The following is a 7,529-nucleotide window of genomic DNA, read 5'->3' on the forward strand; positions in this document are numbered from 1 at the left end:
TGGCCATGATCCGCATCATGCTCCGACGCCTCGCCGCAACCTCCTCAGCGTGAATCAGAACTTCCCGGATGGGCTCTGAGACTTCTGCAGCTACGGTCACATCGGCACCTTGACCACCGTGATGTCCACGACCCGGTTCCGTGGCTGGGTCGCGTCGTCCTGCAACGCCGCCCCCTGGCGCACTTCGCCGGTCCAGTCGGTGTCGATCCGCGCAGCCGGTACGCCAGCGTCGATCAGCGCATCGCGGACCGCCTTGGCGCGCCGCTCCGAGAGAACCAGATTGGCGGGCGGGGCGCCAATGCGATCGGTGCGGCCGACCACGGTCAGCCGCGTGTCCGGAGTGTTCGCGATGACATAGGCAGCACTGCCGACGACCCTCCGGCCTCTCGCGTTGATCTCCGCGCTGTTGGTATCGAAGTAGATCTGATACCAGGCGCCGGCCAACTCAGGACCGCTCGTTGCGGCGTCATGACGCGGCGGTGCAGCCTGCTGCGCCGGCTGGGCGCATGCCGCCAGAACGGACAGCGCGACGGCAGCGGTCAACGCTTTCAGGCCGTTCGTTGTGCGAACCATCGTAGCCTCCATTTCTTCAGTGAACTGGTTTACGCCAGGTACGGCCTATCGCCAGATCGGCCGACCGAGATCGATCTGGTCACGCCGCGTGAGCGCTCCCGTGCCGGCGCCGACAGCACCGCCGATCAGCGCACCCTCAAGCGGTGCACCGACGATCAGACCACCGAGCGCGCCGACCCCGGCGCCGATTCCGCCGCCGCTGATGGCTCGGTCGCCGGTCGTGTTGCCGCAAGCGGCAAGCGCGAGCATCGACGCCAGCCCGATCGTCGTGAAAGCTGCTCTCTTCATCCTGATTTCTCCACTCATCCTCGTTCCTCCATGCAATTCGATCACTCCGGTCGCGTCCTGCAGCCCAGAACTCTGCGGAGGTCTGCTGTGACGGGCTCTCTCTGGCTTCGGCGCATATCCGTTGCGGCCGGGCCACCTCGGCGCAACCCGCGATCGCCCCGAGTGACTCGCGTCATCCGCACGACGCGGTGCACTGCCAAGCAACCCTCGGGCGATCCGGGTCATGCCGCTGTCGAGAGTCGCCAGCGGCCATTGGACGGCTAGTACCAGCGTCCTCGCCCGTACCAGCCACCTCCAAGCAAAGCGATGACGAGCACGATGATCAGCAGCGTCGTGAGGTCCATGTCAGGCTCCTGCGGGTGCCGGCCGATGCGCCGTGTCAGTCGCTGCCTCGGATGCCGTGCACTCCAACAAGTAGCCAACAGCCGGCTTACGTCGCGGTTCCAAGGAGTGCCACAAAAAAGATCCCTGCCGCAGCGCCAGACGGGTGTTCGGGAACGCCCCTGCCTCGCTGCAAGCTCGCTGCGAGCACCCAATCCGGGGTGCCGAGGCTTGCGCGAGGTGCAAGCCGTTGCTCGGACGCGGCGTCCTAACCGGCCACGCAGCCTGGCCGACCGTGTCGATCACGATACCGACCATCCGTGCAACTCCACGACCGCAGGACTGTTCATCCCTCAATCCATTCGCGCTCCGGTCGTCCATCCTGACGATCGCGCGCGCGGCATCAGGTCAAGGGGCGAACATGGCGAACGCAGAGCGCGACGTTTCCGCAGACCGCGTTGCCGAGGAGCGGAGCGAGGACGATGGGATGCCCGAGCATCCCATGAAGGCTCGCGACCCCACCCGATGGGCTGCGGACCGCCCGGCACGGGTCGCGCGGGGCTCTGGCCTCGCTGGCCTTGCGGCGGCCGCCTGCGCGGTCTCGGCGCGGGTCGCCTCGGCGGCTCGCGCTGCTTGGCGTCGGTGGTAGTCGAGGACGGTGCGAGGCTCTCTCCGCAGCGGCCGATGGCCTTGCAGCACAATCGCCTCCACCGCTGTCGCGAAATGGCGGGAGTGGCTCATCACGACGAAGGCTGACCACGCATCTCCGGCGACCGGCCCGTTCAGGCGCCCAACGAGGAGGATGCCGATCGCGCTCGGCAGACACTTCATGGCGCTGACCACAACCGTTGCGATCAGTCCATTGGGGCAGTGTCACGCGCTGGAAGGGACTGCGTGAGACAACTCATCCTTCGCCTCGTCGGGCCCGGCGCGCCGGCCGCGCTTTGGACCAATACGAATCCAGTTCGCGAAGAGCTGTTCAGCGTCCAGCGCCTGGAGGAGCATGCGCGCAGCCTGGCGGCCGCGCAGGCGATCACGCCGAAGGCCACGAAGGGCCATCCGCTGGAAAGGCGGCTTGCTGACAACGGATCGGTGCTCCTTGATGCCTACCGTGCCCTTTCCCGGGCGACCGGAACAGGAGCCGCGATGACGGCCGCGGCCGAGTGGCTGCTCGACAACTACCACCTCGTCGAACGGCAGATCCGCGAGATCGGAACCGCGCTTCCGCCCGGATACTATCGCCAGTTGCCGAAGCTCGCCGCCGGACCTTTCACCGGATTCCCGCGTGTGTTCGGCATGATGTGGGCATACGTCGCGCATACCGACAGTCGATTTGATGTCACAACACTGCGTCGCTATCTGCGCGCCTACCAGGAGGTTCAGCCGCTGACGATCGGCGAGCTCTGGGCGGTTGCGATCACGCTCAGGATCGTTCTCGTCGAGAACCTCAGGCGGCTGGCGGAGCGGCTGATGCACGATCGCGCCGCACGGCACGAGGCCGACCGTCTCGCGGACCGCCTGCTGGGCAGTGGCGGGCGCGCCGCCGAGCCGGTCACGGTGGCGCTCGCGGAGCGCCGGCGCGCGACGCTGCCGGATGCGTTCGCCGTCCAGCTTGTGCACAGGCTTCGCGATCAGGACCCACGGATCACCCCGGCGCTGACCTGGCTCGACGAATGCCTTGCAGCACAGGGCGCAACGGCTGACGCCGTGGTGCACGAGGAACACCAGCGACAGGGCGCATCGACGGTCACCGTGCGCAACATCATCACCAGCATGCGGCTGATTGCCGACGTCGACTGGTCGGAACTGTTCGAGAGCGTCAGCCTTGTCGACGATGCACTTGCCGTCGGCGGTTGCTTCCTGGATATGGATTTCCCGACCCGCAATCTCTATCGCAGCGCGATCGAGGATCTGGCGCGCGGTTCGGACCGTCCGGAACTCGAGATCGCGCGCAATGCGATCCTGGCGGCAGAGCACGCCGGGTCCACCGACTTGGGCATCGCAGACGATCGACGTCGTGATCCCGGGTATCACCTCCTGGCGGGCGGACGCCGCGCGTTCGAGGCCGCCATCGGCTTCCAGCCTGGGCTGCGCAGCCGGCTCGCGCGCCTGAGACGGGCGGCCGGGGTCGGAGGCTACGCGGGCGCCATCGCGGCCGTCGCCGCGAGCCTGCTCGCGATCCCCCTGCTTGCCCTGGCCGCAGGTGGGCTGAGCGGAGCCTGGCTCGGCCTGCTCGGCCTCCTGGGCGCCATTCCCGCCATCGACGCCGCCGTTACGCTCGTCAACCACGCAACGATGCGGGGTCTCGGCGCGACCCTCCTGCCTGCCATGAAACTGCGCACCGGCGTGCCGGCGCAGCTGCGCACGCTCGTCGTGGTGCCGATGCTTCTGACGACACGGACAGCCATCGAGGAGCAGATCGAACGGCTGGAGGTGCACCATCTGGCGAGCCCGGAAGGCGATCTTCACTTCGCCCTGCTTTCGGACTGGACCGATGCCGCCGCCGAGCGGGTCGAGGGCGACGATGCGCTGCTGGCCGCCGCGGCGGACGGCATTGCCCGGCTGAACCGGCGCTACGATGCGCCTCCAGGCGGCGAGCGGTTCCTGCTGCTGCATCGCCGTCGCGTCTGGAGCGCAAGCGAAGGGCGTTGGATGGGCTGGGAGCGCAAGCGGGGCAAGCTGCACGAGCTGAACCGGCTGCTGCGCGGGGCGACCGACACCACCTTCATAGCGCCGGACGAGCCGCTCGCCGTCGTACCGAGCGACGTCCGCTACGTCATCACGCTCGACGCCGATACGCGTCTGCCGCGCGACACCGTCCGGCGGCTGATCGGCAAGATGGCGCATCCGCTCAATCGCCCGCGTCTCGATCCGCGCGTCGGCAGGGTCGTGGAAGGCCATGCGGTGCTGCAGCCTCGCGTGACGCCGTCGCTGCCGGTCGGCCACGAGGGATCGCTGTTCCAGCGGGTCTTCTCGAGCATGAGCGGGATCGATCCCTACGCCGCGGCGGTCTCCGACGTCTATCAGGACCTGTGGGGAGAGGGGTCCTACGCCGGCAAGGGGATCTATGACGTCGACGCCTTCGAGGCCGCCCTCGCCGGGCGGATACCGGAGTCGACGCTGCTGAGCCATGATCTGTTCGAGGGCGTGTTCGCCCGGGCCGGTCTCGTCTCCGATGTCGAGGTCGTCGAGGAGTTCCCCGCCCGCTACGACGTCGCGGCACTGCGCCACCATCGCTGGGCGCGCGGCGACTGGCAGTTGTTGCCGTGGATCCTGTGGGACGGACCGCGACCTGCCGGGGCGGACGGGCCGGCCCGGGCCATACCCGGGATCGGCCGCTGGAAGATGCTCGACAACCTGCGGCGCACGCTGTCGGCGCCGTCGGCCGTCCTTGCCTTGCTTGCCGGATGGATGCTTCCACTCGGCGCAGCGCTGGTCTGGACCGTCGTCGTGGTCGCGACCCTCGTGCTGCCGACACTGATCCCGGTCATCGGCGCGATCGTTCCGCATCGTCCCGGCATCATGCTGCGCAGCCATCTGCGCGCGCTCGGCGGCGATCTGCGGGACGCCCTGACGCTCTCGGCGCTGATGATCACGTTCCTTGCCCATCAGGCGTGGCTGATGGGCGACGCGATCGCGCGGACGCTGACTCGCCTGTTCGTCACCCGTCGGCACCTGCTCGAATGGGTGACCGCGGCACAGGCAACGAGCGGTCCCTGTCTAGACCTGGTCGGCCTCTACTGGCGGATGGCAGGCGCGGTCGTCATCGGTGTCGTCGCCTTGGCCCTCGGAGCGCTCTCTGCCGACGGCACATGGCTCGTGGCGTTGCCCTTCGCCCTGGCCTGGATCGCCTCGCCGGTCGTCGCGCGGTGGGCTAGCCTCGCCCCGCCTGACGCCGGACGAGTGTCGGCATCCGATAGCGACGCCCGGGCGTTGCGGCTCATCGCGCGCCGTACCTGGCGGTACTTCGAGTGCTTCGTGACGCCAGTGGACCACATGCTGCCGCCTGACAACTTCCAGGAGACCCCGGCGCCGGCGCTCGCCCACCGGACATCACCGACCAATCTCGGCCTCTACCTCCTGGCGGTCGTGAGTGCGCGCGACTTCGGCTGGCTCGGAACCACCGAGGCGATCGAGCGGCTGGAGGCGACGCTGGAGACCATGGGTCGCCTCGACCGCTTCCGGGGCCACTTCTACAACTGGTACGACACGAAGGATCTGCGGCCGCTCACTCCCCGCTACGTGTCCACCGTCGACAGCGGCAACCTGGCTGGGCACCTCATCGCGCTCGCCAATGCCTGCCGGGAGTGGCGTGATCAGCCGCTTGCCGCCGCGGCGCGGCTCGACGGCATTGGAGATGCGATCGATCTCGCGCGCGACGCAGCGTCCCGCCTACAAGATGGACGCGCGGCCCAGGCCACGAGCTGGCAGCACCTGATCGATGCGCTCGCCAGGCTCTCATCGGATCTACGACAGACGCCGCAGGACGAGCTCAGTCCTAGGCATGTCGCCGGTTTTGCTGCCGATGCCGGGATCTTAATCGATATCGCGCGCGAGATCGCGGCCGAACGAGGCGACGAACGTAGAGCGGATCTGCTGTTCTGGGCGGAGGCAAGCCGGACGACGATCGAGAGCCATCGACGTGATCTCGATGCGTCATCGAATGCGACCGCCACGCAGCGGGTTCGCCTCGCCGCCATCGAAAACACCGCGCGGGTGACCGCGCTCGCCATGGAATTCAGCTTCCTGCTCGACGCCGACCGCAAGCTGCTGTCGATCGGCTACCTCGTGCCCGAGGGGGCGCTCGATCCCAGCTGCTACGACCTGCTCGCCTCCGAGGCGCGGCTTGCCAGCTTCATCGCGATCGCCAAGGGCGACGTTCCGGCGCGTCACTGGTTCCGCCTCGGCCGTGCCGTGACGCCGGTCGCCAGCGGTGCGGCGCTGGTCTCCTGGTCGGGATCGATGTTCGAGTACCTGATGCCGTCGTTGGTCATGCGCGCGCCGGCGGGAAGCCTGATGGAGCAGACGAACCGGCTGATCGTGCGGCGCCAGATCGACTACGGCGCGACGCTGGGCGTGCCCTGGGGCATCTCGGAATCCGCCTACAACGCCCGTGACCTGGAGTTCACCTACCAGTACTCGAACTTCGGCGTCCCCAGTCTCGGCCTGAAGCGAGGGCTCGCCGACAGCATCGTGGTCGCCCCTTACGCCACGGCACTCGCGGTCATGGTCGATCCGCAGGCTGCGGCCCGAAACTTCGAGCGCCTCGCCTCGGCCGGTGCGCTCGGCCGCTACGGCTTCTGCGAGGCGCTGGACTACACCCCGAGCAGGATCCAGGACGGCACGACCGTCGCGATCGTGCGTGCCTTCATGGCGCACCATCAGGGCATGACGATCGTCGCCATCGCCGACGCGCTGCTGGATGGCGCGATGCGCGCGCGGTTCCATGCCGAACCCATGATCCAGGCGACCGAGCTGCTTCTCCAGGAACGAACGCCGCGCGACGTTGACGTGGTCCGTCCCTGGCAAGCCGAGCCTCGGTCGAGCGCGAGGATCGAGGAGGTCGAAGCGCCGCGCGGCCGACGCTACGCCTCTGCCCACGACACGCCGCCCGTCACGCATCTTCTCTCGAACGGCCGCTACACGGTCATGCTCACGGCGGCCGGCTCGGGATTCAGCCGTTGGCAGGACATTGCCATCACCCGGTGGCGCGCGGACCCGACCTGCGACGACTGGGGCTCGTATATGTACCTGAGCGATGTCGAGAGCCGCGCCGTCTGGTCGGCGGGTTTCCAGCCGAGCGGCGCCGAGCCCGACGACTACGGTGTCGTGTTTCACGACGATCGGGCCGAGTTCACGCGTCGCGACGGCACGCTCACCACCACGATGGAGGTGATCGTCTCGGCCGAGGACGACGCCGAGGTCCGCCGCATCTCGATTGCCAACACCGGCAGCCGCGTCCGCGAGATCGAGGTCACGTCCTATGCGGAGCTCGCGCTGGCCCCACAGGCGGCCGATGTCGCGCATCCAGCGTTCTCGAAGCTGTTCGTGCAGACGGAGTATCTCGCCGACTCCGGCGCGATCGCTGCGACGCGGCGGCGGCGCGCCCCGCTCGAGCCCGAGGTCTGGGCCGCGCACCTGGCGATCACCGACGGCGGAGCGCTGGGCGAGCCGGAGATCGAGACCGACCGCACCCGGTTCCTCGGGCGCGGCGGCGACCTTCGACAGCCGGCCGGGCTCAGTGATGACCGGCCGCTTCCCGGCACGGTGGGGACGGTGCTCGATCCGATCTTCGCCCTGCGCCGCCGGGTGCGTGTGGCGCCGGGAGCGGTTGTGCATGTCACCTT

At 68.5% G+C, this 7,529-nt stretch carries 3 protein-coding genes; 1 reads left to right on the plus strand and 2 read right to left on the minus strand.

The window, feature by feature from the left end:
* Window positions 1-96 precede the first annotated feature (96 nt).
* A complete protein-coding gene (locus ACTIFU_RS21135) occupies window positions 97-573 on the minus strand; it encodes an OmpA family protein (protein WP_439580301.1) in 477 nt (158 codons plus the stop codon).
* Between the two features lie 45 nt (window positions 574-618).
* A complete protein-coding gene (locus ACTIFU_RS21140) occupies window positions 619-861 on the minus strand; it encodes a YMGG-like glycine zipper-containing protein (protein ID WP_439580302.1) in 243 nt (80 codons plus the stop codon).
* Window positions 862-2,328: 1,467 nt separating this feature from the next.
* On the opposite strand from ACTIFU_RS21140, the gene ACTIFU_RS21145 reads away from it, so the two are divergent.
* Window positions 2,329-7,529 (plus strand): glucoamylase family protein (locus ACTIFU_RS21145; protein WP_439580303.1); only part of this gene is annotated, 5,201 nt, incomplete at its 3' end.

Source organism: Elioraea sp. (assembly GCF_051860475.1).
GTDB lineage: Bacteria > Pseudomonadota > Alphaproteobacteria > Acetobacterales > Acetobacteraceae > Elioraea.

Bases quoted from the DNA above. Each gene is read 5' to 3' on its own strand.
- ACTIFU_RS21135 (WP_439580301.1), bottom strand. From the start codon at position 573: ATGGTTCGCACAACGAACGGCCTGAAAGCGTTGACCGCTGCCGTCGCG.
- ACTIFU_RS21140 (WP_439580302.1), bottom strand. From the start codon at position 861: ATGAAGAGAGCAGCTTTCACGACGATCGGGCTGGCGTCGATGCTCGCG.